Source organism: Moellerella wisconsensis ATCC 35017 (assembly GCF_001294465.1).
Lineage (GTDB): Bacteria > Pseudomonadota > Gammaproteobacteria > Enterobacterales > Enterobacteriaceae > Moellerella > Moellerella wisconsensis.
On record NZ_LGAA01000092.1, the window covers coordinates 1 to 254 of the forward strand.

Genomic DNA, 254 nt, shown 5'->3' on the forward strand with positions numbered 1-254 from the left:
TATTAAATGACCGTATTGAAAAATCGGTTCAAGCGTCAGAGTGGGGCGTTGGTGGCGATAAGCGCCGTATCGTGGAATCAGGCACGGCGTTAATCCAAGGATTGGTAAATGGCGATGTAAATAAAGCGGTGGCGAATACCAGTGCGCCGTACATTGCGAACTATATAGGTCAACATATCGAAGATGATAAAGCGAAGGTAGCTGCACACGGTATTGCCAATGTTGCATTAGCGCTGGCAAAAGGTGAAAATGCA

At 46.5% G+C, this 254-nt stretch carries 1 pseudogene; it reads left to right on the forward strand.

Annotated features, from left to right (window positions below):
* Positions 1-254, forward strand: a pseudogene (locus M992_RS15280) (hypothetical protein); the annotation flags it as partial.